Below are 23,659 nucleotides of genomic sequence, written 5' to 3' on the forward strand. Positions count from 1 at the left end.
CGGGGAGATCGCATCGCACTGCGGCAGCGCAGTTGCATCGCGCACGCAAAGCCACGCCGTACCCGATGCGGTCGCAGCCAGGTCCGCGCCACCCGCGTCGCCGCGCTTTCAGGCGACCTCACCGAACGTGCCGTGCCCGGTACTGTGCATGGACCAGAGTAGGCGCTAAAGCGCCGGCTCCGATCGATAAGATCGATACGATCGACACAAGGAGACCGCGCAATGCGGGCTGACCCGATCCAGCGTGCCATCGACGAAGATCTGGTGCGCGTGTTATACGCGCAGGATCCGATCGCTTTCTTTTCGCACTGGTTTTCGATCGCGGTGCTGGTGGCGATCTACTGGCCGAAGATACCGTCGCCGCCGCTGTTTATCGCGTGTTTCGGTTTCTATGCGGCAGCCAATTGCGGCAGCCTCGCGCTATGGATTTGCAACCGCCGCTACCCGTCGCTCGTCTCGCCGCGCGGCTGGATCTATCTGCATGCGCTCCGCGGCGTGTTGCTGTACAGCGCGCCGGGCATCGCGGTGTGGTTCGCGTTCCAGAGCCCGCAAACCGACTTGCCGCTGCTGCACACAGTCATGCTCGTGACGCTCGCCGCGGGCGTGTTTATGTCGAATGGCTTCGACCTGCTGAATTTCTCGACCGCGATTCCTTTTCTGCTGTTTCCGTCGATCGTCATGCATTTCGGTACGCACACGTTCGACCGCACGATTCTCGCGATCGTCCTCGCGTTTTTCTTTTGCGCGATCAACGTCTATGCGCTGAGTTATCGCAAGCTGTTCCAGCAGGTCGTGCAGGCGCGCGTCGACCAGCAATATCTGGCGGAGTCGCTGGCCGCGCAAAAACGCGTGGCCGAAGAAGCGAGCCTGGCCAAAACACGCTTTTTTGCGGCTGCCAGTCACGACTTGCGTCAGCCGCTGCATGCCATCGGCCTGCTCGCGGCATCGCTGAACGACGCGGCGGCAACCCCCGCGCAGCACGCGAAGACCGCCGAGCACATCGTCTACAACGTCGAGGCGCTGAACCAGCTGTTCAACCAGGTGCTCGATCTGGCGCGGCTCGAAAGCGGCGTGACGCAGGTGATCCGGCTGCATTTCCGGCTCTCCGAGCTGTTCGAACGGGTCGGCAGCCAGTATCGTCCGCAGGCCGCCGCCAAAGGGCTGGCGCTGCGCATCGCGCCGACCACGATGGTCGTGCACGACGACCCCGTGCTGCTCGAACGCGTACTGAGCAATCTGCTTTCGAACGCGGTCCGTTATACCGAAGAAGGTGCGATCTGGCTGGGCGTTCGCCGCGCGGGGCGGCCGGCGGGCGGCTATGTCGAAGTGCGCGACTCGGGCATCGGCATTCCTGTCGAGGAGCACGAACGCATCTTCGAGGAGTTCTATCAGGTCGCCAATCCGCAACGCGACGCGCGACAGGGCCACGGTCTCGGCTTGCCGACGGTGAAGCGGCTGGTCGAGATGCTCGGCGGCAAGCTGCAACTGCGTTCGGCCCCGGGCCGCGGTTCGGTGTTTCGCTTCCCGGTGCAGGCGGGCGATGCCGGCGGCATTGTCGCTAGCCTGAACGAAGCGGTGGCCGGCGGTCCGTCGGCGCAAGGGCGGCGCGTGCTGTGCATCGACGACGATCCGTCGATTCTCGAAGGCCTCGTCAGTCTGCTGGGCCGCTGGGGTTGCAGCGTGCTCGGCGCGCGCGACGAGGCCGACGCGCTCGCGGCGCTCGAAGGCGGCTTCGTGCCCGATGCCGTGCTGTGCGATTACCAGCTGGCGAATCACCGTACCGGCGCACAGGCGCTGACTACGGTGCGCAACGCGCTCGCGCGCGCGGGGCACGACAACGTGGTGACGCTGCTCATCACGGGCGACATGGCGTCGGCGGAACTGGCGGCGCTCGCGTTGCAGGGGATTCCGGTGCTTCATAAGCCGGTCACGCCGGCGCGCCTGCGGCGCACGCTGGAGATGCTGTGGCAGCAAGCGGAGCTGGATAAGGGGCGGGCGTCGGCGGCGCTGGAATTGCGCGGAGATCAGCCGGGAAAAGAAGCGGGCAAAGAGACAGCCGGCCGACCGGCGAACGGTGTGATGCGGGCCAGCGAGAATCTGCCGCAAGGCGAATCGAGAATAGGCTCGCAAAGCCAGACCCAGGGCACCCGGTATCAAAGCACCCCGTCGCAAAGCGAACCGCAGAAATAGAAGCGAACAGACGGGCGCGAACGCCGTCCGTCCCGCACCTCGTTCTACAGGGTTTTCCCGGCTTCCAGCCAGCCGTTGATGACAGCGATCGCCGTCGATCGGTTATGTACACCGAGCGCCCGGAAAATCACCGACAGATGCACCTTCACCGTCCCCTCCGCGACGCCCAGCTCGCGCGCGATCATCTTGTTGGTCCAGCCGCGATGAACGAGCCGCATGATGTCCTGCTGGCGCGGCGACAGATTTTCCAATAGATGCTGCTGGTGCGGCTGCAACGCCTGAATCTGCGCGAGCGGCTCCGTGAGTGCGGCGCTGCTCTGGCCGGGCGCGCGTGCGCCAGACGGCGCCGCGCCTGGCAGCGACGGATCCGCGGCAGCTTCGGCGTGCGCGGGCGCCGCCTGCGCTTCCCGGCAGCCCAGCAAGCTCAGCGCTTCCATGGGTACGTAGGCGCCGCCCGAGAGCACCAGTTCGATTGCCTTGAGCATGACGCTGGCGGGCTGGCGCTTCGGCACGAAGCCGAGCGCGCCGGCGGCCAGCACCGCGCGCATTTCATCCGGTGATTCTTCGGCGGAGAGGACGACGAGCGGGAGCGCGGGGTTCGCTTTCAGCAGCACTTCGAGCGACGAAGCACCGCTCATGCCCGGCATGTGCAGATCGACGATGGCAAGATCGTGATCGGCGTCGGGACGCGCGAGGGTCGCGAGCGTCTCCCAGTTATCGGCTTCGTCGAACTGGGCGTCGGGATCGAGGCCGCGCAGCATACCCTTGACGCCCTCGCGGATCAGTTCATGGTCGTCGGCTACAAGAAACTTCATGATGGCTCCGCGAGTCGGGCCTGCCCGATGTGGGCCGCCGCGGTTATAGGGTCTCGTTTTACTTCTAGCCTCGTGAATCGCATCATTGCCGCCCACCCCGCGATCATATGCCTGACCGGTGGCGCGGCGCGCCTTCCGGCCTGCCGCTCGAGTAACCGTTTATTTGTCAAATCGCCATGGGGTCCGACGCACTGCATGATGTTTAAGGCAGGTCTCCCGCGCATAGGTTCCGGCTTGCATGGTAGACGAGCCGAACGGCCCTTTTTTGAAGCTGCCCATGCAGGATTCCGAAGGTTATGCGCACCGGATCGAATCACGTCAAAGCAGTCTCTATTTGACTGCAAATAACGTCGCATTCATCAGAATCTTGAATGCGAAACCGAGCGACATGGCCGAGCCTACGCCGAAACACCACAGCGCGATGAACCAGAGCCAGCCCGGCAGCTTGCGCGCCGGCGCGGACGATGCGCGATGACTTGCACCCGCGTTTGTCTGCTTAGTGATAGTGATGTTGGTCGCCATGACGCACCTTGCCACGAAATACCCAATAACCCATCGTCGTATAAGCGATGATGATCGGCAGAATGACCGCTGCGCCGACCAGCGTAAACATCTGGCTCGAACGCGGCGCGGCGGCTTCCCAGAGCGTCATGCTCGACGGAATCGCGTACGGCCACAGGCTCACCAGCAGCCCCGCGTAACCCAGCAGCACCAGCAGCAGCGCGAGTCCGAACGGCGTGTTGTGATGCCGCTCACGCACCGCGCGATGCATGAAGAACGCGCAGACCGCCACGAGGAACGGCACGGGCAGCAAACGGTAGAACAGGCCGTCATGGAACCAGCGTTGCGCGATGTTCGGATCCTGCAGCGGCGTCCACACGCTCACCATGGCGATAAAGCCGAGCAGCACGATCGTCAGCGGCCAGACCACGCGATGCAGGCGGCGTTGCAGATCGCCTTCGGTCTTCGCCACCAGCCAGCAGCAGCCGAGCAGCGCATAGGTGACGACGAGTCCGAGACCCGTCAGCAGACTGAACGGCGTGAGCCAGCCGAAGGCGTCGCCCGCATAGGCGCCGTCGATCACGGGAATGCCCTGCAGGAACGCGCCCAGCGCGATGCCCTGAAAGAACGTCGCACCCGCCGAGCCGCCGATGAACGCCAGGTCCCACAGATGCTTCGTACGATTGGCCTTGGCGCGAATCTCGAACGACACGCCGCGAAAGATCAGGCAGATGAGCATGAAGATCAGCGGCAGATACAGCGCGGACAGCACGGTCGAGTAGACCGCCGGAAACACCGCGAACAGACCGGCGCCGCCGAGCACCAGCCAGGTTTCGTTGCCGTCCCACACCGGCGCGACCGTGTTCATCATCAGGTCGCGTTCCTTCTCGTCGGGGAAGAACGGGAAGACGATGCCGATGCCCAGATCGAAGCCGTCCAGCACCACATACATGAAAAGGCCCAGCGCGATGATCGCGGCCCACACTACGGTTACGTCCATGTTCTTTCTCTATCGCAAGTCGTTGCTAAAGCGGGGCGGGTCAGGCGGCGTCGATCATGTGATCGGCGGCGGAGAGCGGGCGGCGCGCGGTCTGGTTCGGTGAGCGTTGCTCCGGCGCACCGTGCGGCGTATGACCCGGTAGAGCGGGCCCCATGCGCATGAGCTTGAGCATGTAGTAGATGCCGGTGCCGAACACGAGGAAGTAGACCACCACGAAGGCCATCAGCGAGATGCCGACCTGCTGCGTGGTCAGCGGCGACACAGCCTGCGAGGTGCGCATCACGCCGTACACCACCCACGGCTGACGTCCCGCTTCGGTCGTGACCCAGCCGGCCAGCAGCGTGATGAAGCCGGTCGGCCCCATCGCCACGGCCACGCGCTGAAACCACTTCGATTCGAACAGGCGCTCACGGCGGCGCAGCACCCACGCGGCGACCGACATCAGGATCATCAGCACGCCGAGGCCCGCCATGATGCGGAAGCTCCAGAACACCACCGTCGAGTTCGGCCGGTCTTGCGGCGGGAATTCCTTGAGGCCGCGAATCTCGCCGTCCCAGCTATGCGTGAGGATCAGGCTGCCCAGGTGCGGAATCGACACGGCGTAGTGCGTGGTTTCCGCCTGCATGTCGGGAATGCCGAACAGGTTCAGCGCGGTGCCGCCTTTTTCGGTTTCCCACAGGCCTTCGATCGCCGCGATCTTGGCCGGCTGATATTCGCGCGTGTTCAAACCATGCTGATCGCCGACGAAAGCCTGGATCGGCGTGAGAATCAGCAGCAGCCACAGCGCCATCGAGAACATCTTCTTGACGGCGGGATCGCGCCGTCCGCGCAGCAGATGCCACGCGCCCACCGCCGCCACTACCAGCGCCGCGACGATGAACGCCGCGAGTGCCATATGCGCGAGCCGGTACGGGAACGACGGATTGAACACGATCTTGAACCAGTCGAGCGGCACGACGCGGCCGTTCACGACTTCGAAGCCTTGCGGCGTTTGCATCCAGCTATTGGAGGCGAGAATCCAGAAGGTCGAGATCAGCGTGCCGATCGCCACCATCAACGTGGCGCCGAAGTGGGCGCGCGGGCTCACGCGCTGCCAGCCGAACAGCATGATGCCGAGGAAGCCTGCTTCGAGGAAGAACGCCGTCATGACCTCGTACATGAGAAGCGGTCCGGTGACGGGGCCGGCGAAACTGGAGAAGCCCGACCAGTTGGTGCCGAACTGATAGCTCATCACGACGCCGGAGACGACGCCCATGCCGAAGGCGACCGCGAAGATCTTCGACCAGAACAGGCAAAGATCTTTGTAGTACGCCTTGCCGGTTTTCAGCCAGCGCCATTCGAGGACGGCAATGAAACTGGCGAGACCGATGCTGAGCGCCGGAAAAACGATGTGGAAGGAGACAGTGAACGCAAACTGGATGCGGGCGAGATCAAATGCCGATAAAGCGGAGTTCATGAGCGTGAAGTGCGTGATGACCGCGGGGGCGGACTACGCGCGTCGACCGGTGTCGGTGCGCACTGCGCTGGGCAGATGACGCAAGCGTAGGGGATCGACGAAAACTTTGCTGCGGCGCGGTGTGCGTCAAAAAACCACGTTGTTTTATGACGATTTTCTTTTTTGAGACGGCAAACCGTTGATGGATATCAAGTTTTCCTGAATGCCTTCTCGTCATAGCCTGCGCGCGACGCTGCGCAACTGCGGCAATCGACCGCGCTGCAACAGCGTCGCAGGAAGAGGGTTGCGCATAGGGAACCGCAGGCAGCCATGCTTGCTCAAGTGTCCGCGCTCGCGTTTCGAATCGCCGAAACAGTCGGCTGTCCGCCGCGCGTCACGCTGAAGAATTTGCCGCTGAAAACGCACTTCAAGTTATACGATGTCACATAAATGCGTTGAAGCTAGACGTTTGTTTATCCAAGGAAATTTGCTGGAAGGTCAAATCGAATAAGGGTAAGTGCCTAATTGAAATCCGGTTCGCCATCGCGGATAGTACGTTATCGTACAACTATCGCTAAATCGGCAAGCGGTTCATCCAATGACCAGGCGATTGCGGTACCCCGAGTTCGATCGCGCAAGGCGCAGTAAAGGAACCCTATGAAGAAGATTGCTCTCAGTGGAGCCGGTGGCCAGCTAGGCTCGGTGGTGCGCGCCGCGTTGATCGCGCGCGGCACGCCGTTGCGCTCGGCCGCGGGCTCGAAAGCCCTCGTGCCGCTCGTGGAAGGCGAGGACGTGATGCACGGCGACCTGCGCGACCCTGCAGTCGTGGACCGGCTGCTGGCGGGTGTCGATGTGCTGATCCATTTCGCGGGTACGAGCGTGGAGCGGCCGCTGCCGGAGATCATCGAGAACAATCTGCGCGGGCTGGTCGAAGTCTATGAAGGTGCGCGCCGCCAGGGTGTGCGGCGCATCGTGTTCGCCAGTTCGAATCACGCCATCGGCATGTATCCCGTCACCGAACATCTCAGCCTCGACTGCGAGCTGCGCCCGGACGGTTTTTACGGTCTGAGCAAGGTGTGGGGCGAGGCGCTTGCCAGAATGTACTGGGACAAGCACGGTATCGAGAGTGTGTGCGTGCGCATCGGCAGCTGCCTCGAGCGGCCCACCGAGCCCCGGCATCTGAGCACCTGGTTCGGGCATCGCGATCTGCTGCATCTCCTCGACCGCTGTGTCGAGGCCGAGGACGTGGGCTTCCTGACCATCTGGGGTGTGTCGGCCAACACGCGAAGCTGGTGGGACAACAGCGCCGCCGCACGTCTGGGCTATCAGCCGACGCAAAACGCCGAAACCTACGCCGAAGAAATTCTTGCACGGCCGAATCCACTCGACGCGCTGGGCCAGCGTTTCCAGGGCGGCAGCTTTGTGGGTATCGACTATTCGCGCGATGATGCGGGCCCGGACGGCTCGGCCCATCCCGCAACGCGGCGCGTTTGAGCCGACGAGGATTACGAGGAGACGCAGCAATGAAAATCAAGGGCATCCGCTGGTGGATGGTCAGCCTGGTCGCGGCCGGGCTCATCATCAATTACCTCGCGCGCAATACGCTCTCAGTGGCGGCGCCGACGTTGATGAAGGACCTCCACATCACCACCGAGCAGTATTCGCACGTGGTCGTGGCGTGGCAACTTTGTTATGCATTCATGCAGCCGGTCGCCGGCTTTGTGCTCGATACCGTCGGCACCAAGATCGGCTTTGCGGTCTTCGCGCTGGCCTGGTCGCTGGCGTGCGCCGCGGCGGCGTGGTCGACGGGCTGGCGCAGCCTCGCGTTCTTCCGCGGCCTGCTCGGCATTGCGGAAGCGGCCGGCATTCCGGCCGGCGTCAAGGCGACGAGCGAGTGGTTCCCCGCCAAGGAGCGTTCGGTGGCGATCGGCTGGTTCAACATCGGCTCGTCGATCGGCGCGCTGCTGGCGCCGCCGCTGGTGGTCTGGGCATTGTTGCGCGGAGAGTGGCAGCTCGCGTTCGTGATCGTCGGCGTGGCCGGCATTGTCTGGAGCGTGCTGTGGATGGCGCTCTACAAGCATCCGCGTAAGCAGAAACTGTTGGGCGACGCCGAGCGCGACTACATTCTCAGCGGCCAGGAAGCGAAGCACAGCGACGCCGGCGCCGCCAGGCGCAGCTGGTTCGCCATGCTCGGCAGCCGCGACTTCTGGGCGATCGGCATTCCGCGCATTCTTTCCGAACCGGCCTGGCAGACCTTCAACGCATGGATTCCGCTGTACATGATGACCGAACGTCACATGAACCTGAAGGAAGTCGCGCTGTATGCGTGGATGCCGTTTCTGGCCGCCGATATCGGCTGCGTGCTGGGCGGCTATCTCAGCCCGCTGTTTCACAAGTACGCGAAGGTGTCGCTGTTCACGTCGCGCAAGATGGTGTTCGTGGTCGGCGCGCTGTGCATGATCGGGCCGGCCTGCGTCGGTCTGGTGGCGAGCCCTTATGTGGCGGTGGCGCTGCTGTGCGTCGGCGGGTTTGCGCATCAGACCTTGTCGGGCGCGCTTTACGCGATCACGTCCGATATGTTCGGCAAGAATGAAGTCGCCACCGCGACCGGCATGGGCGGCATGGCGGGCTATCTGGGTGCTGCGGCGTTCACGGCGCTGTTCGGCGTGCTGGTGACGCAGGTCGGCTACAGCCCGCTGTTCGTCGTGCTGGCGGTGTTCGACATCATCGCGGCCGCTGTGGTGTGCCTGCTGGCGAAGAGTGCCGACAAGACGCCCGAGCCGCGCTGGACGCCGGTGAGCGCGGTCGCGAAATGATGCTGGCCATGTTGGGATGACTAACACCCGGCGCTGATCGAGCGCGCCGTCAATAGAAAAATGGCGGCGCTTTCTGGCGCCGCCATTTTTGCTTGTGCTCACTGCGTTTCTTCAACGTTCACGGCTGGACGACGCTCGCGCTTCGCCCAGCCGTTCAACCCTCTACCGCTCAGCGTTTATCGACGACCGTCGTGTTGTATGTCGTCGCGCCGATCACCACGTTGTTCAACGTAATGCCGTTGACGTTGTACGCGTAAATCGGCCCGGGCGTTGTCGCGCTAGCGGGTCCGGCCGAGACCGCCGTGCCCAGATTGCAGTTCGAGATCGTCACGCCGGTGATCGGCGGAATGGTCGGTGTCGGCGCCGCGCCGTTGTAGTCGAACGCGACAGGCCCTTGAGCGACGATCGCCTGGAAGCACGAGCCGGTCACGCCGCCCACCGTCACGTTGCTCGCCGTCACGTTCGAAATGTTCACGTTCTGCACGACTGCCGGACGGATGCGAATCGCGTCGTTGGCCGGTTGATAGTCGCAGTCGAACGTGATCAGCCCGCCCTGTGCCGCCGACGGATTGGCGGCAGTCGCCGTTACGACGCCGAGCGGCACCGTGGCATTGATCGGGCTGCCGCTCAGCAACGCGCTGCCGTAGCCGCCGCCCTTGAGGCTGACGCCGTTGGGCAGCGTGACCGTATCGACGTAGAAGTTCTTCACGAAGCCGCCGCGATTCATGTTCGTCTTGATACGAATCGCGATGTTCAGCGGGTTGGTCGCCCAGTTCTGGTTCAGCATCTTCAGATTGCGCGCATAGATGTTCTGCACGCCGCCGCCCATTTCACTGCCGAGCGTGATGCCGCCGTGGCCGCTATTCATCGTGCAGTTCTGGATCACGTGATTCTGCGCGGGACCGTATTGTGTATCGAGATCCTTACCCGACTTGATCGCGATGCAGTCGTCGCCGGTGTTGAACGTCACGCTGTCGCAGAGCACGTTGTTGCACGCGTCCGGGTCGAAGCCGTCGTTATTCGGGCCAATGCTGTTGGTCGTCACGCCGCGAATCACGACGTTCTTGCAATCGGTCGGATGATGCTGCCAGAACGGTGTGTTGTTGGTGGTGTAGTTCTCCATCAACACATTCGTGCAGCCGAGGAACTCGACCATGCACGGACGCAGATAGTGGCCGACGCCGAACACGCGCTGCGCGATCGGCACGCCTGCCTCCGAGAGGGCTGGCAGATAGTTCTGGTCCTCCTGCCAGGGTGTCGTGGGGCTGGTCAGTTGCGCGTAGAGCGCGTCGGAAATGCCGGGTGCGGCAGTTTTCAGGTCGACGTTCTTCGGATTGAGATAGGCCTGCGACGGTGTCGACGAATTTACGCACCCGTACGCACCGTTGGATCCCTTGAAGGTCCACCAGCACGTCGCGGTGTTGCCGCTGCCGGCGAACGGCGTCATGGCCTGTCCGTTGAGCACCGAGCTCGCGTCTTCGCCGGTCAGTGCAATGTTGGTCTGGTTGCGCGCGTAGACGGGGGAGCCGTAATTCAGGCAGTCGTTCGCCTGCCAGCGGCTATAGAACAGGTTGCCGTTGGCGCCGCAGGCGACCGGGCCGTCCTTCGCGTAGTCCGCCGGGTTCGCGCTGAAGTAGATCGTGCAATTCGCGCTGAGGTGGAAGTTCACGTTGCTGAGCAGGACGATCGGTCCGGCGCAATACCACGTACCGGCCGGCACGACCACGCGTCCGCCGCCGGCGGCGTTGCAGGCCTGGATGGCGGCGAGAAAGGCAGGGCGGGAGTCGAATGAAGCAGCGGCGTTGGTGAGATTCGAACCTGGACTCGCGACGGACGCCGAGCCGGTGTACGGATTGGTCGCGGCGGCGACGGCGCACGGCGCGGCACCGTATTGCGTGACGACGAAGTCGCGTGCCGGGAACATCGACTGGGTAATGCCCTGCAAGGACGCGATGATTTGCGTCGCGGCGCCCGAGGTGCCCCAGATCGGATCCTGTACGACAGGCGGCGTGGTCGTGCCGCCGTTGACCGAGCCGCCGCAGGCGGATAGGCCGCCGAGCAGGGTCGCGCCCGCTGACGTTCCCGCCAGCACGATAAAGGCACGGCGAGCGGGCGAATTCGGTTCGGTCCGGCCGGGCGTTCCTGATATCGCACGCTTGCCGCTGTTTTTATCGATGATTGCCACGGTTGTCTCCTTGCCCTTTGCGGGCGTTGTTAAAAGTCGTTGCTATTCGGGTGGATACGACTTGTCGAAGGCGTTGTGTTAACGTAAGGTATCCTTAATATTCGTAAGAAAATTTTCCTGGTGGGAAATGGCGTAGCTTTGCTGACGCGTAGCGAAAAAGAAAGCGAACGCGCGCATGCGCCGCTGCGGCTTGCCTATTTGCATAAGGCAAGCGCAGCGGCGCCTGAAAGACAGACGTGCGGTTTAGGCCGGTTTTTGCCCGATCTCGTGATTGGCGAGGATTTCGAGCGCGCGCACCATCGCCGAGTGATCCCATGCCTTGCCGCCATGCGCGACGCAGGCATTGAACAGCGCCTGGCAGGTAGCGGTATTCGGTAGCGACACGCCGAGCGATTGCGCGGTCGAGAGCGCGAGGTTCAGATCCTTCTGGTGCAGCTCGATGCGAAAGCCCGGGTCGAAGGTGCGCTTGGTCATGCGCTCGCCGTGCACTTCGAGAATGCGCGAGGACGCGAAACCGCCCATCAGCGCTTCACGCACGCGCGCCGGATCGACGCCGGCTTTGGACGCGAGCAGCAGCGCTTCGCCGACAGCCTCGATCGTCGCGGCAACGATCACCTGGTTGGCCACCTTGCACACCTGGCCCGCGCCGACGCCGCCGATCAGCGTAACGTTCTTGCCCATCATGTCGAAAAGCGGCTTGACGCTCTCGAAGGTCGCCGATTCGCCGCCCACCATGATGGTCAGCGAACCGGCCTTGGCGCCGACTTCGCCGCCGGACACCGGCGCATCCATATAGTCCGCCCCGTGCTCGCGCACGCGCGCCGCGAACTCGCGCGTGGCCATCGGCGAAATGGAGCTCATGTCGACGACGGTTTGCCCCGCGCGCAGCGCGCCGGCGAGACCCTGATCGCCGAACAGCACGCGTTCCACATCGGGCGTATCCGGCACCATGATGAAAATCACGTCGGCATGCGCGGCGACGGCGGCCGGACTGTCGCACGCGACGGCGCCCGCCTGGATGAGATCGTCGGGCACGCCGCTGCGCGTGAACGCGGCCAGGGCGACGCCGTTCTTGAGAAGGTTGGCGGCCATGGGCTTGCCCATGATGCCGAGTCCGATAAAGCCTGCTTTTTGCATGGAATGCTCCGGAAATGTCGCGGCGGCCGGCTTACTGCTGGCCCGCCTGTTTCTGCATGAAGTGTTTTTGAACCGTCTGCGCGGCGCCTTTCAGCAGCCCCATGTCCGCGCACACCGCGACGACGCGGCAGCCCATCGCGATGTAGCGCTCCGCGTCGGCCTGGACCGGGGCGAGGATGCCGCTCGGCTTGCCCGCGGCGTGCGCGCGTTCGAACACGTGCGCGATGGCCTGCTGCACGTCGGGGTGACTCGGGTTGCCGATATGGCCATAGGCGGCCGCGAGGTCGGATGGTCCGACGAACACGGCGTCCACGCCGTCCACGGCGAGAATGTCGTCGATCGCTTCGACCGCCTTGCGGCTTTCGATCTGCACGATGACGCAGACGTTGTCATTGGCAATGTCGAAGTAATCGGCCACGGTCGCGTAGCGATTGCCGCGCTGGCTCACCGAAACGCCGCGAATACCCTGCGGCGGGTAGCGCGTGGCGGCGACGGCGCGAGCCGCGTCTTCGGCGCTGTCGACGAACGGCACCAGGAAATTCGAGAAGCCGCTATCGAGCAGTCGCTTGATGAACACGCTGTCGTTGGCCGGCGGCCGGACGACCGGCGCGCTCGCGCTGTCCTTGAGCGCCATCAGTTGGGGGATCAGCGTCAACACGTCGTTCGGCGCGTGCTCCGCATCCAGCAGCATCCAGTCGAAGCCGATCACGCCGAGCAGTTCGGTCACGATCGGACTGGCGAGCGACGCCCAGCAGCCGATCAGGGTTTCGCCGCCGCGCACCGCGCGGCGAAAACTATTAGGTAGGGGCTGGTAGGGCGTGACGGCAGGCATGGGCTGATTTCCTCGAACGACGATGGATCGGGCAAGCTGCGACGACGGCAAAACGATAGTTATAGGTCGTCGTATGTCTAGGTTTCAGATTAGCACCGACCTCGCCGGTTGTAACGGCCACGTAAACCCGAATTCCTTGCGGGGCAAGCGTTTCCGGTTGCGCGTGTACCCCGCAATGTTGTAGGATGACCTATATCTTAGGTCTTTATCCAAGGAAAGCGAAATGTCTATTACCGGCGAAATGCTGATCGGCCGCAAAACGGTGCGCGGCGAGGAAAAACCATTGCATGCGTTCAATCCTGCCACGGGATCGGACATCGCGGAGCCGGTTTTCGGCAGCGGCTCGGTTGCCCACGTCGGCGAGGCCTGTGAACTCGCGCGGCAGGCCTTCGATCCGTACCGCCAGTTGCCGCTCACGGTGCGCGCCGAATTTCTCGAGCGCATCGCCGACGGCATCACGGCATTGGGCGATGCGCTGATCGAGCGCGCGCAACAGGAGTCGGGCTTGCCGAAGGCGCGTCTCGAAGGCGAGCGCGGCCGCACTACCGGGCAGCTCAAACTGTTCGCGCAAGTCGTGCGCGCCGGTCAGTGGCTCGCCGCCACGCTCGATTCGCCGCTGCCGGAGCGCAAGCCGTTGCCGCGTTCCGACCTGCGTATGCAAAAGATCCCGCTCGGCCCGGTCGCGGTGTTCGGCGCCAGCAATTTCCCGCTCGCGTTTTCGGTGGCCGGCGGCGACACGGCGGCGGCGCTCGCGGCCGGTTGTCCGGTAGTGGTGAAGGCGCACCGCGCTCACCTTGGCACCTCGGAGATGGTCGGCCGTGTGATCCAGCGTGTCGCGCAAGAGATGGATTTGCCCGAAGGCGTGTTCTCGCTGATCGTCGGCGCGGGGAATTCCGTTGGCGAAGCGTTGGTCGCGCATCCGGCGATCAAAGCGGTCGGTTTCACCGGTTCGCGCGCGGGCGGCACCTCGCTGATGCGCGTGGCGGCGGCGCGTGCCGAACCGATTCCCGTCTACGCGGAAATGAGCAGCATCAATCCGGTGTTCCTTCTGCCGAACGCGCTGGCTCAGCGCGGCGAGAGCATTGCGCGCGGCTTCGTCGATTCGCTGGTGCTCGGCGCCGGTCAGTTCTGTACCAATCCGGGTCTCGCGATTGCCGTGGACAGCGACGCGCTCAAGGGCTTCGTCGCAACCGCGTCCGACGCACTGAGCGGCAAGCCCGCGCAAACCATGCTGACGTCCGGCATCCACGCTGCTTATGAAGAGGGCGAAGGCAAGCTGGCTGCGACCAAAGGCGTGGAAGCCGTGGCGCACGGCGTGGAAGCAAGCGGCCCGACGCAGGCTCGCGCGGCGTTGTTCGTAACCGATGCACAGACGTTCCTCGCCACGCCGGCGCTGGAAGACGAAGTGTTCGGCCCGGCCTCGACCATCGTGCGTTGCAAGGACGAGCAGGAGTTGCTGGCGGTCGCCGAGCATTTTGCCGGTCAGTTGACCGCCACGGTGCAGATGGATAGCGCCGACCTTCCGGCGGCAAGGAAGCTGGTGCCGATTCTCGAGCGCAAGGCCGGCCGGATTCTGGTCAACGGGTTCCCGACGGGCGTCGAGGTGTCGCACGCGATGGTGCACGGCGGCCCGTTCCCGGCCACGTCCGATAGCCGTGCGACTTCGGTCGGCACGACCTCGATCGAGCGCTTCCTGCGCCCGGTGTGCTACCAGGATTTTCCGTCCGATCTGTTGCCCGAGGCGCTGACCGACAGCAACCCGCTGAACCTGTGGCGCCGCCGCGATGGCGAGATCGCGCGCAGCTGAATGCTGGGTGAGCCGCGATCAGTGATCGCGTGAAATGAAAAATGGCCGGGGTCAGTTCGATCCCCGGCCATTTCTCTTTGCGTTCACGGCGACTGACTGCGCCATGACTTTGCGGCGACGAAGCGGATCAGCTATTCGCCTCGGCGGCTTCGTTCGCACGCCGCAAGCGCTCGCGGCTGTTGGACAGATGCATGCGCATGGCCGCGCGCGCACCTTCCGCGTCATGCCGCGTGATCGCTTCGAGAATGCTTTCGTGTTCCAGGTTTACGAGCGACAGATACGCGTCCGGTTCCGCGCGCGCAATGCCCGCCGAATCGAGCCGGTTACGCGGAATCAGCGCGCTGCCCATTTGCGTGAGGATGTCGACGAAATAACGGTTGCCGGTCGCGCGCGCCACCGAAATATGAAATTGCAGATCGGCGTCGACGCTATCCAGCCCGTTGTGGCGCGTGGCTTCGATCGCGTCGAGCGCGGTGCGCATGCGCGCGAGGTCATCCGGCTTGGCGCGCTGGGCGGCGAGCCCCGCGCATTCCGTTTCGAGGCTGATGCGCAGTTCCAGGATCGACAACACGTCGCGCAAGGTGGTGGCGGGCACCATGTCGATGCCCAATTTTTCGCGCTGCGGCTCCAGCACGAAACTGCCGATGCCATGCCGCGTCTCGATGATTTTGCCTGCCTGCAAGCGCGAAATCGCTTCACGAATGACGGTGCGGCTCACGCTCAGCGTGACCATGAGCTGTGACTCGGTCGGCAGCTTGTCACCGGGTTTCAGGGCGTTGGAGGCAATCTGCTCGGTGACGTAGCTGACGACGAACTCGGCAAGATTACGAGCGCGTCGTGGCGGTGCTGCGGATGCCAGTGGTGTAGCCATCGAAAACGCCCCTTGAATCAGATAGTTGCGAACACTTCATGCGTTTCATTATACCGTCGTCTGACGACTGATTATATAGAGGCCGAATCATTTTGCGTGGCGGCGCTCGGCGTGGCATTGGTGCGCTGTCCGGGGCGTCTCGCGCTGCGGCGGCGTCTGTTTCGCCGCCGCAGGGAAGTACGATAACTGCGACGACAACCCCACCGCTAACCGCACCGATAAGCGCCGCATCTTTAGCGCGGGCGCAACTCGACCCGTTTGATGTCTTTCACGATCACGAGATAGCTGAACACCGTGAGCAGGGCGTTGATGCCGACGAACACCAGCGCGCCGTTGAACGACCCGGTCTTCGCCACGAGATAGCCGATCACGATCGGCGTGACGATGCCGGCCACGTTGCCGAACATATTGAAGATCGCGCCGGACAGGCCGAGCGCTTCCTTCGGCGACGTGTCGGCGACCACGGCCCAGCCGAGCGCGCCGATGCCTTTGCCGAAGAACGCAAGCGACATGAGGGCGACGACGACCCAATCGGTCGTCACATAGTTGCAGCCGATGATGCACACCGACAGCAGCATGCCGCCGACGATCGGCACCTTGCGCGCGATCGTGAGCGAATGGCCGCGCCGGATCAGCCCGTCGGACAGGATGCCGCCGAGCACGCCGCCGGAGAATCCGCAGATCGCGGGCAGCGAAGCCACGAGGCCCGCTTGCAGGATCGTCATGCCGCGCGCCTGCACGAGGTAGATCGGAAACCAGGTGAGGAAGAAGTAGGTCAGCACGTTGATGCAGTACTGCGCGAGATAGACGCCGAGCAGCATACGATTGCCCAGCAGTTGGCGAACCAGATGCCAGCCCCCGGTATTTTCGATGTTGTCGGCGGCGCGGGCTTTCTTCTGCCCGTTGATCACGCCGCCGCCCTGTTCGATGTACTCCAGTTCGGCGCGCGACACACGCGGATGATCGGCGGGGTTCTTCATCACCTTCAACCAGGTGAGCGCGAGCAGAAGGCCCGTCACGCCCATCACGACATACACCATGTGCCAGCCGAACGCGTGGGTGAGCCACGCCATCAGCGGCGTGAACACGACCGCCGCGAAGTATTGTGCTGAATTGAAAATGGCCGACGCCGTGCCGCGTTCGTTGGTCGGGAACCAGCTCGCCACCACCTTGGCATTGGCCGGAAAAGCCGGCGATTCGGCCGCGCCCATCGCGAAGCGCAGCACGAACAGCGCGGTGACGGCCGCCGCTGCGCTGCCCAGCAAACCGATGGAGCTTTGCAGCAGTGTGAAGAGCGACCAGAAGAAAATGCTCGCGGCGTAGACGCGCCGCGCGCCGAAGCGATCCAGCAGCCAACCGGCCGGCAGTTGCGACAGCACGTAAGCCCAACTGAACGCGGAGAAGATGTAGCCCATGCGGATCGCGTCGAAGCCGAACTCGGCGCGCATGGCCGAGCCGGTGACCGAGAGCGTGGCGCGGTCCGCGTAGTTGAAGGTCGTGATCAGAAAGATCAGCAGCAGGATCGCGTAGCGAACTCGAGTGCGCTTCGCGACGTGGGTGGCACTCGCCGTGCGGCTCATTTCCATGGACATCTCCTGAAGTTCTTATGCTTGGGAGCAGGCTCCCGGGCGTCGCGGCGCAACGAGCCGCGGGCCTCGTCGATACTGGCGTGCGATACAAAAACGCCCGGCGACGTTGCCGTCCCGGGCGCTCTTTGCGGTGCCGTGTGCGCGGCGATCGTTCGCACGGCCGCCGGGTGTTGTATGCGCCTGATACGCCGGCCGGATTACTGCGGGCCGAGCGTCTTGATGAGCGCGTCCAGCCTGGCCATTTCTTCTTCCGTCAGATCGGTCAGCGGTGCGCGGACCGGACCGGCGCTGTGGCCGACCAGCTTCGCGCCCGCCTTGACGATGCTGACCGCGTAGCCTGCGCGGCGGTTGCGAATGGCCAGGTACGGCAAGAAGAACTCGTCGATCAGTTTGCCGACGGTCGCGTGATCGTCTGCAGCGATCGCACGGTAGAAGTCCATCGCGGTCTTCGGAATGAAGTTGAACACCGCCGACGAATACACCGGCACGCCAAGCGCCTTGTACGCGGCGGCATAGACTTCCGCGGTCGGCAGGCCGCCGAGATACGAGAAGCGGTCGCCAAGGCGGCGGCGGATCGACACCATGTTCTCGATCTCGCCCACGCCGTCCTTGAAGCCGATCAGGTTCGGGCAGCGCTCGGCCAGCCCTTCGAGCATATCGGCGTTAAGCTTGGAGTTCGCGCGGTTATAGATGATCACGCCCATGTTCGGCACGGACTTGCAGACTTCTTCCGCATGCGCGGCGATGCCTTCCTGGCAGGCTTCCGTCAGGTAATGCGGCATCAGCAGAATGCCGTTCGCGCCATGACGTTCGGCTTCCTGGGCGTAGGCGATCGCAACACGCGTCGGGCCGCCCGCGCCGGCAAGAATCGGCACCTTGCCTTTGCAGACTTCGGTGGCGGTGCGCACCACGTTCGAATAGTCGTTGTGCGTGAGCGAGAAGAATTCGCCCGTGCCGCCGGCCACGAACAGTGCCGACGCGCCGTAAGGAGCGAGCCATTCGAGGCGCTCGGCATACGTGTCGGCGCGGAAATCACCGTGTTCGTCGAAGTCGGTAACGGGGAAGGACAGGAGGCCTTCGGAAACGATCTGCTTGAGTTCCTGCGGTGTCGTCATGATGAGTATCCAGAGCGTCGGAATAGTTCGCGGATGGTTCCGCGGAGGGTTCGATCAGTAGAAGTGGAGATTTCTTATACGTCATCGTACAACAAGAATTTCGGTAACTCAACGGTCATTTCGCAGCATAATGCTTGTCCTAGGGTAAATACGGAACGTCTGCGCAATCTTTCATGTTGTAGGATGACGTATGAATAGTCGGCGCGACAGGCGTGCAGCGCCATAAGGATCGATGCAATGGAACAATCTCCGCTCTACATTCGCGTTCACCCCAATGACAATGTCGCGATCGTCGTCAACGACGGCGGTCTGGGTGAGGGCGCGGTATTTCCCGATGGTCTGGCACTGCGCGAGCGCGTGCCGCAAGGGCACAAGGTCGCGCTGGCCGATCTGGCCGAGGGCGACGAAGTCATCCGCTATAACGTGGTGATCGGCTATGCGCTCAAGGCGTTGCCGAAAGGCAGCTGGATCAACGAACATGTGATCCGCATGCCGAGCCCGCCGGGACTCGAGGATCTGCCGATCGCCACGATCAAGGCGCCGGAAATGCCGCCGCTTGAGGGCTACACCTTCGAGGGCTACCGCAACGCGGACGGCTCGGTCGGCTCGCGCAACATTCTCGCCATTACGACCACGGTCCAATGCGTGGCCGACGTGGTCGAGCATGCGGTCACCCGCATCAAGGCCGAGTTGCTGCCCAAGTACCCGAATGTCGACGACGTGGTGAGCCTCGGCCACACCTATGGCTGCGGTGTCGCCATCGACGCGCCCGACGCGATGGTGCCGATCCGCACCGTGCGCAATATCAGCCTGAATCCGAATTTCGGCGGCGAGGTGATGATGGTCAGCCTCGGCTGCGAGAAGCTGCAGCCCGAACGCCTGATGCCGCCCGGCACGATTCCGATCGCGGCGGCCGCGAACGTGGCGGAAGTCGCCGACATCGGCGATATCGAGGCTGATCTGAACGGCGACGTCGTGGTGCTTCAGGACGACGCGCACGTCGGCTTCCAGTCGATGATCGAGTCGATAATGAGAATGGCCGAGGGTCATCTGAAGCGGCTCAACAATCGCCGTCGCGAAACTTGCCCGGCGTCCGATCTGGTGGTCGGCGTGCAATGCGGCGGCAGCGACGCGTTTTCCGGACTGACCGCGAATCCCGCGGTGGGCTTCGCGACCGACCTGCTGGTGCGTGCCGGCGCGACGGTCATGTTCTCCGAAGTCACCGAAGTGCGCGATGGCGTCGATCAGTTGACGGCGCGCGCGGCGAACGCGGAGGTCGCCGCGGCGATCATCCGCGAGATGCAGTGGTACGACGATTATCTGAAGCGCGGCGGCGCGGACCGCAGCGCCAACACCACACCGGGCAACAAGAAGGGTGGCTTGTCGAACATCGTCGAAAAGGCGATGGGCTCGATCATCAAGTCCGGTAATTCGGCCATTTCCGGTGTGTTGTCGCCGGGCGAAAAGGTCAAGCAGAAAGGCCTGATCTATGCGGCTACGCCGGCGAGCGATTTCATCTGCGGGACGTTGCAGGTGGCGGCCGGTATCAACCTGCACGTATTCACCACCGGACGCGGCACGCCCTATAGCCTCGCCGAGGTGCCGGTCATCAAGGTCGCAACGCGCTCGGACCTCGCGCGCCGCTGGCATGACCTGATGGACGTCAACGCCGGCACCATCGCGACCGGCGCGGCGAGCATCGAAGAGGTGGGCTGGGAATTGTTCCGTCTGATGCTCGACATCGCCAGCGGGCGCAAGCAAACGTGCGCGGAAAAACTCAAGCTCCACAATGCGCTGGTGCTGTTCAATCCCGCGCCGGTGACCTGATCGGCTCGCTCGACACACCAGGTCTGCATGCATCATGCAGACCTGATCGCATTCACACCACAATAGAAACATGACTGACTCGAACCTCGATCGCGGCGCCGCACAGAAACCCTTCCGCCGTCTGCTGCTGACTGGCGCGGCGGGCAACCTGGGCAAGCAATTGCGTGGCGCGCTCGCCGCGTGGGCTGATATCGTGCGCGTCTCGGATATCGCGCCGCTCGGCGACGTGGCGGCCCACGAAGAATCCGCGAGCGTCGATCTCGCGGACGAAGCCGCCGTTCACGCGCTGCTCGAAGGCGTGGACGCGGTGATTCACCTCGGCGGCATTTCCGTCGAGGCGCCGTTTGAAGATCTGCTCGAAGCGAATATTCGCGGCCTGTACAACCTCTATTCGGCTGCGCAGAAGCAGGGCGTGAAGCGCATCGTGTATGCGAGCTCGAATCACGCGGTGGGCTTTCATCCGGTGACGGAGGTGGTCGATGTCGACGCGCCGTTGCGTCCCGATAGTCTGTACGGCGTGACGAAGTGCTTCGGCGAATCGTTGTCGCGATACTACTTCGATCGTTTCGGTCTGGAGACGGTGTGCCTGCGGATCGGCTCGTCGTTCGAGCAGCCGAAGAATCCGCGCATGCTCGTCACGTATCTGAGCTATCGCGACTTCATCGAGTTGGTGCGCTGCTCGCTCTTCACCAACCGCGTGGGCCACGCGATCGTCTACGGCGTCTCCGATAACCGGACCAAGTGGGTGGATAACACCAAAGCGGCGTTCCTCGGCTTTCGTCCGCAGGACAGTTCGATCGAATTCGAGCATCTCTTTCCGGTCGCCGCACCCACGACCAACCTCGACGATCCGACGCAGCGTTTTCAAGGCGGCCCATTCGTGCTGGCCGGCCCGATGGAGCCGAAGCGGTGAGCGCCGCAGCGAACCCGCGAGTGGAGCGGGTGGAGGCAGCGGGACAGGCACCGGCCTCCGTTGGCGAAAGCCCGGTGTGGCGCGTGGCGGAACAGGCGCTCTACTGGGTGGACATTCCGGCGCAAAAGATCGTGCGGCTACACGTCGATTCGGGTAAGCGCTCCGAATGGCGGTTGCCGGAGAAAGTGGCGTGCATTGCGTTCGATCAGCGCGGTACGGTGCTGGCCGGTTGCGAGACCGGGCTTTTCGCCGTCGCGCTCACTGAGGGTTCGGCTGACGGCGAACCCGTGCAGGTGACAGGGCGCAAGCTCGCCGCGCCGGACTTCCCATGCGACGACATGCGTTTCAATGACGGCCGTTGCGACCGCCAGGGGCGCTTCTGGTCCGGCACGATGGTGCAGGACATGGCAGCGGCCAAGCCGGCCGGCGCGCTCTATCGATTCGACGGGCGCGGTGTGCTGTCCGCGCCGGTCGTCGACGCGCTCATCACGCAGAACGGCCTCGCGTGGTCGCCGGAAGGTACGACCATGTACCTGTCGGACTCGCATCCTTTGCGCCGGCAGATCTGGGCATTCGACTTTGACATCGAAACCGGCGAGCCGCGCAACCGTCGCGTGTTCGCCGATCTGAATCATCATGCGGGCCGTCCTGACGGCGCAGCGGTAGATGCCGACGGCTGCTACTGGATTTGCGCGAACGACGCCGGCCTGTTGCTGCGCTTTACGCCACAAGGGAAGCTCGACCGGCAGATTGCCGTGCCGGCCACCAAGCCGGCGATGTGCGCCTTCGGTGGGCGCGATCTGGATACGCTGTTCGTGACGTCGATCCGTCCCGCGAACGCGAGCGAGCACGACGGCCATCTGTTCGCCGTGCGGCCTGGCGTAACCGGGTTGCCGGAACCGGAGTTCGCGGGTCAGCTGTAAGCGGAGCGTATTGGAGCAAGGCGCCGGACATGACGACATGTCCGGCGCCTTTGTTTTGGCTACTTCGATTCGTCACTCGTCGTACAACATTGTGGTGGAAAGGCGACGGTCGCCCCGCGGTGCGGCCGCGGAAAATAGCTTTTGGCGACGCTGGTCTCCGCATCGGCAAGGCCGCGCCGGCTGGCGCTTAGCCTCAGCATGCGATCGATCGGTCATCCCTGCCGACGTCTCTGCGGTGCGGGTAAATACCGTCTGTACAACTCAAACCGCCTTTTATAGACTTCATATGTCGTCGTACAACATATAAGCCCAAACAAATTCCTTTCTGTGAGTTTCAGGTTATTCGGTATGAGGCGGACAACGTCTCGTGCGCGATGACTCGCGCGCGAGGCGCAAGCCGAGCAGTTGAAGCAAAAGTAAAAGAGTCGAGTTGTCTGACAGGAGTGCTGAGTATCTGCGCCGGGGAAGTTGCACAGACCAGCACGGCAAAGCGCGCGTGACCACCAGCGGTGGCGGGTGCCGAGCCGGGAGACGCAGCAAAACCATGTCGCATCCGAAGGCGGTCACCCGTAAGCGGCCCTCCGCAGGCGGCCCCCGCAATCGATTGGATGGTCAATTTTTCAAGGAATTTCACGATGAACAAGAAGTTTGCCTTTTCCCGTGTTTCGATGATCGTCGCGGCTTCGGCGCTGGCCTTCAGCACCGTGTCGGCACAAGCGCGTGTGTTCCGCGTGTCGGACGTGCATGGCGACACCTATCCGACCAACATGGCCGTGAAATACATGGGAGAGCAGATCAAGAAGGCAACCGACGGCAAGGACACGGTGAAGGTCTTCGGCAATAGCGCACTGGGTTCCGAGAACGACACGATCGATCAGGTGCGCATCGGCGCATTGGACATGGCGCGCGCCAACGGCGCGGCTTTCAACGAAATCGTTCCTGAATCGATGATCCCGTCGCTGCCTTTCCTGTTTCGCGACATCGACCATTTCCGCAAAGTGATGTACGGCCCGGAAGGCCAGAAGATTCTCGACGCTTTCAAGGCGAAGGGCATGATCGCGCTGACGTTCTACGAGAGCGGCGCGCGTTCGATCTACACCAAGAGGCCGATTCACACGCCCGCTGACATGAAGGGCCTGAAGGTTCGCGTGCAGCCGTCCGATCTGATGGTCGACGAAATCCGCGCAATGGGCGGCACGCCCACGCCGATGCCGTTCGCCGAGGTCTACACGGGCCTGAAGACGGGTCTGGTGGATGCCGCTGAAAACAACCTGCCGTCGTACGAAGAAACCAAGCACTTCGAAGTCGCGCCGGTCTACTCCGAAACCCAGCATTCGATGACGCCGGAAGTGCTGGTGTTCTCGAAGAAGGTGTGGGACACGCTGTCGCCGCAGGAACAGGAAATCATCAAGAAGGCTGCCGCCGACTCGGTGCCGTACTACCAGAAGCTGTGGACCGCGCGCGAAGCCGACGCGAGCAAGACCGTCACGAAGGGCGGCGCGACCATCGTCGGCGCGTCGCAGATCGATCGTGCCGCGTTCGTCAAGGTCATGCAACCGGTCTGGGCAAAGTACGAAAAGACCCCGCAAATGAAGCAGATCGTCGACGAAATCCAGGCAGTCAAATAAGGTTCGCCTGAAAGGAAGCAACGCAGCGGCGCGAAGGGCTCGCGAGAAGAGTCGTGAGCGCTGCCGCTGCGCGCT

At 63.4% G+C, this 23,659-nt stretch carries 18 protein-coding genes; 8 read left to right on the top strand and 10 right to left on the bottom strand.

What is annotated here, in order from left to right; all coding sequences use genetic code 11:
* Positions 1 to 222 precede the first annotated feature (222 nt).
* Positions 223 to 2,190, top strand: a complete 1,968-nt coding sequence (locus P0D70_RS13885) for an ATP-binding response regulator (RefSeq protein ID WP_408184914.1) — start codon at positions 223 to 225, stop codon at positions 2,188 to 2,190.
* A gap of 44 nt (positions 2,191 to 2,234) precedes the next feature.
* On the opposite strand, the gene P0D70_RS13890 is transcribed toward P0D70_RS13885, so the two are convergent.
* The 4 genes from P0D70_RS13890 to P0D70_RS13905 all read right to left on the bottom strand — a co-directional run bounded on the left by P0D70_RS13890 (position 2,235) and on the right by P0D70_RS13905 (position 5,962).
* Entirely contained in the window at positions 2,235 to 3,005 is a 771-nt protein-coding gene (locus P0D70_RS13890; RefSeq protein WP_408184915.1) for a response regulator, read from the bottom strand.
* A 330-nt stretch (positions 3,006 to 3,335) separates the two neighbouring features.
* The gene (locus tag P0D70_RS13895; protein WP_408184916.1) at positions 3,336 to 3,527 is read right to left on the bottom strand and encodes a hypothetical protein; all 192 of its coding nucleotides are present in this window, start codon (positions 3,525 to 3,527) and stop codon (positions 3,336 to 3,338) included.
* Complete coding sequence (gene cydB, locus P0D70_RS13900) at positions 3,502 to 4,506, bottom strand: cytochrome d ubiquinol oxidase subunit II (protein ID WP_091802103.1); 1,005 nt, start codon at positions 4,504 to 4,506, stop codon at positions 3,502 to 3,504. Before cydB ends, P0D70_RS13895 begins: the two co-directional genes overlap by 26 nt.
* A gap of 40 nt (positions 4,507 to 4,546) precedes the next feature.
* On the bottom strand, positions 4,547 to 5,962 hold the full coding sequence (locus P0D70_RS13905; protein ID WP_408184917.1) for a cytochrome ubiquinol oxidase subunit I: 1,416 nt from the start codon (positions 5,960 to 5,962) through the stop codon (positions 4,547 to 4,549).
* A 636-nt stretch (positions 5,963 to 6,598) separates the two neighbouring features.
* Here P0D70_RS13905 and P0D70_RS13910 point away from each other — a divergent pair.
* A complete protein-coding gene (locus tag P0D70_RS13910; RefSeq protein WP_408184918.1) occupies positions 6,599 to 7,435 on the top strand; it encodes an NAD-dependent epimerase/dehydratase family protein in 837 nt (278 codons plus the stop codon).
* A 29-nt stretch (positions 7,436 to 7,464) separates the two neighbouring features.
* A complete protein-coding gene (locus P0D70_RS13915) occupies positions 7,465 to 8,757 on the top strand; it encodes an MFS transporter (RefSeq protein ID WP_091802094.1) in 1,293 nt (430 codons plus the stop codon).
* Positions 8,758 to 8,926: 169 nt separating this feature from the next.
* Here the strand turns inward: P0D70_RS13915 and P0D70_RS13920 are convergent, their stop codons facing one another.
* The 3 genes from P0D70_RS13920 to garL form a co-directional block, all read right to left on the bottom strand.
* Positions 8,927 to 10,942, bottom strand: a complete 2,016-nt coding sequence (locus P0D70_RS13920; protein WP_408184919.1) for a glycoside hydrolase family 28 protein — start codon at positions 10,940 to 10,942, stop codon at positions 8,927 to 8,929.
* 243 nt (positions 10,943 to 11,185) lie between these two features.
* Complete coding sequence (locus P0D70_RS13925; protein ID WP_091802088.1) at positions 11,186 to 12,079, bottom strand: 2-hydroxy-3-oxopropionate reductase; 894 nt, start codon at positions 12,077 to 12,079, stop codon at positions 11,186 to 11,188.
* 31 nt (positions 12,080 to 12,110) lie between these two features.
* Positions 12,111 to 12,911, bottom strand: a complete 801-nt coding sequence (gene garL, locus P0D70_RS13930) for a 2-dehydro-3-deoxyglucarate aldolase (protein WP_408184920.1) — start codon at positions 12,909 to 12,911, stop codon at positions 12,111 to 12,113.
* A gap of 223 nt (positions 12,912 to 13,134) precedes the next feature.
* Here garL and P0D70_RS13935 point away from each other — a divergent pair, with 223 nt between their 5' ends.
* A complete protein-coding gene (locus P0D70_RS13935) occupies positions 13,135 to 14,718 on the top strand; it encodes an aldehyde dehydrogenase (NADP(+)) (RefSeq protein ID WP_408184921.1) in 1,584 nt (527 codons plus the stop codon).
* A 127-nt stretch (positions 14,719 to 14,845) separates the two neighbouring features.
* Here the strand turns inward: P0D70_RS13935 and P0D70_RS13940 are convergent, their stop codons facing one another.
* From P0D70_RS13940 to kdgD, 3 genes are all read right to left on the bottom strand, one after another.
* Complete coding sequence (locus P0D70_RS13940; protein WP_091802078.1) at positions 14,846 to 15,589, bottom strand: FadR/GntR family transcriptional regulator; 744 nt, start codon at positions 15,587 to 15,589, stop codon at positions 14,846 to 14,848.
* Positions 15,590 to 15,822: 233 nt separating this feature from the next.
* Complete coding sequence (locus tag P0D70_RS13945) at positions 15,823 to 17,175, bottom strand: MFS transporter (protein ID WP_408184922.1); 1,353 nt, start codon at positions 17,173 to 17,175, stop codon at positions 15,823 to 15,825.
* A gap of 200 nt (positions 17,176 to 17,375) precedes the next feature.
* Entirely contained in the window at positions 17,376 to 18,293 is a 918-nt protein-coding gene (gene kdgD, locus P0D70_RS13950; protein WP_091802071.1) for a 5-dehydro-4-deoxyglucarate dehydratase, read from the bottom strand.
* 237 nt (positions 18,294 to 18,530) lie between these two features.
* Between kdgD and garD the strand changes: the two genes are divergently transcribed.
* The 4 genes from garD to P0D70_RS13970 all read left to right on the top strand — a co-directional run bounded on the left by garD (position 18,531) and on the right by P0D70_RS13970 (position 23,584).
* On the top strand, positions 18,531 to 20,120 hold the full coding sequence (gene garD / locus P0D70_RS13955) for a galactarate dehydratase (protein ID WP_091802068.1): 1,590 nt from the start codon (positions 18,531 to 18,533) through the stop codon (positions 20,118 to 20,120).
* Positions 20,121 to 20,190: 70 nt separating this feature from the next.
* Entirely contained in the window at positions 20,191 to 21,033 is an 843-nt protein-coding gene (locus tag P0D70_RS13960) for an NAD-dependent epimerase/dehydratase family protein (RefSeq protein WP_408184923.1), read from the top strand.
* A complete protein-coding gene (locus P0D70_RS13965) occupies positions 21,030 to 21,956 on the top strand; it encodes an SMP-30/gluconolactonase/LRE family protein (protein WP_091802063.1) in 927 nt (308 codons plus the stop codon). The genes P0D70_RS13960 and P0D70_RS13965 overlap by 4 nt, the downstream gene beginning before the upstream one ends.
* Before the next feature lie 635 nt (positions 21,957 to 22,591).
* The gene (locus tag P0D70_RS13970) at positions 22,592 to 23,584 is read left to right on the top strand and encodes a TRAP transporter substrate-binding protein (protein ID WP_091802060.1); all 993 of its coding nucleotides are present in this window, start codon (positions 22,592 to 22,594) and stop codon (positions 23,582 to 23,584) included.
* Positions 23,585 to 23,659: the final 75 nt, after the last annotated feature.

The sequence above is a fragment of the Paraburkholderia sp. RL17-381-BIF-C genome (assembly GCF_046026435.1).
Classification (GTDB): Bacteria; Pseudomonadota; Gammaproteobacteria; order Burkholderiales; family Burkholderiaceae; genus Paraburkholderia.

Coding starts and splice junctions, on each gene's coding strand:
- P0D70_RS13885 (WP_408184914.1), top strand. CDS start 223: ATGCGGGCTGACCCGATCCAGCGTGCCATCGACGAAGATCTGGTGCGC.
- P0D70_RS13890 (WP_408184915.1), bottom strand. CDS start 3,005: ATGAAGTTTCTTGTAGCCGACGACCATGAACTGATCCGCGAGGGCGTC.
- P0D70_RS13895 (WP_408184916.1), bottom strand. CDS start 3,527: ATGGCGACCAACATCACTATCACTAAGCAGACAAACGCGGGTGCAAGT.
- cydB (WP_091802103.1), bottom strand. CDS start 4,506: ATGGACGTAACCGTAGTGTGGGCCGCGATCATCGCGCTGGGCCTTTTC.
- P0D70_RS13905 (WP_408184917.1), bottom strand. CDS start 5,962: ATGAACTCCGCTTTATCGGCATTTGATCTCGCCCGCATCCAGTTTGCG.
- P0D70_RS13910 (WP_408184918.1), top strand. CDS start 6,599: ATGAAGAAGATTGCTCTCAGTGGAGCCGGTGGCCAGCTAGGCTCGGTG.
- P0D70_RS13915 (WP_091802094.1), top strand. CDS start 7,465: ATGAAAATCAAGGGCATCCGCTGGTGGATGGTCAGCCTGGTCGCGGCC.
- P0D70_RS13925 (WP_091802088.1), bottom strand. CDS start 12,079: ATGCAAAAAGCAGGCTTTATCGGACTCGGCATCATGGGCAAGCCCATG.
- garL (WP_408184920.1), bottom strand. CDS start 12,911: ATGCCTGCCGTCACGCCCTACCAGCCCCTACCTAATAGTTTTCGCCGC.
- P0D70_RS13935 (WP_408184921.1), top strand. CDS start 13,135: ATGTCTATTACCGGCGAAATGCTGATCGGCCGCAAAACGGTGCGCGGC.
- P0D70_RS13940 (WP_091802078.1), bottom strand. CDS start 15,589: ATGGCTACACCACTGGCATCCGCAGCACCGCCACGACGCGCTCGTAAT.
- P0D70_RS13945 (WP_408184922.1), bottom strand. CDS start 17,175: ATGGAAATGAGCCGCACGGCGAGTGCCACCCACGTCGCGAAGCGCACT.
- kdgD (WP_091802071.1), bottom strand. CDS start 18,293: ATGACGACACCGCAGGAACTCAAGCAGATCGTTTCCGAAGGCCTCCTG.
- garD (WP_091802068.1), top strand. CDS start 18,531: ATGGAACAATCTCCGCTCTACATTCGCGTTCACCCCAATGACAATGTC.
- P0D70_RS13960 (WP_408184923.1), top strand. CDS start 20,191: ATGACTGACTCGAACCTCGATCGCGGCGCCGCACAGAAACCCTTCCGC.
- P0D70_RS13970 (WP_091802060.1), top strand. CDS start 22,592: ATGAACAAGAAGTTTGCCTTTTCCCGTGTTTCGATGATCGTCGCGGCT.